The organism is Pedobacter sp. 01N416, assembly GCF_056399685.1.
Map to the genome: position 1 here is coordinate 1 of NZ_JBFTRT010001111.1, position 444 is coordinate 444.

1 protein-coding gene is annotated in these 444 nt (G+C 37.8%); it reads right to left on the reverse strand.

Annotated elements, in window-relative coordinates; genetic code table 11:
- Positions 1–444, reverse strand: a 444-nt coding sequence (locus tag AC1DND_RS29475) for a DUF2520 domain-containing protein (RefSeq protein WP_477586589.1), incomplete at both ends; no start/stop codon positions are given.

Genomic DNA, 444 nt, shown 5'->3' on the forward strand with positions numbered 1-444 from the left:
TAGGTGATTCGGAAAATTGCAGGCAAATACTGCTGCAAGGTGTAATACTTTTCTTTTCTCGCCACCTAATTCGTACACCTGACGGCTAATTTTAGTTGCCAGATTGTTTAAAATCGCCAATTGACTTTCATCGTTCGCTTCGATACACAGCGGTATATTTTCAAATGAAACTTCTTTACTTTTCGAAAAAGTTTGCAAAGGATAAAAAACACCTGCTTTTTTTACCTGCGACGATAAAATATTAATATCGGTAGTTCCTGAGGTATGCACCACCAAACGGCTTACATTTTTCAATGATTTAGCTACGGTTTCAATGGCATCGTCCTTTACTGAGATAATATATAAATCCGCGTCCTGTTTAACCTCATTTAAATCGCTTACGGCCTCAGCTGCTATTAAATCAGCCAATAACTTTGCATTATTAAGGTTTGGGCTGTACACCTG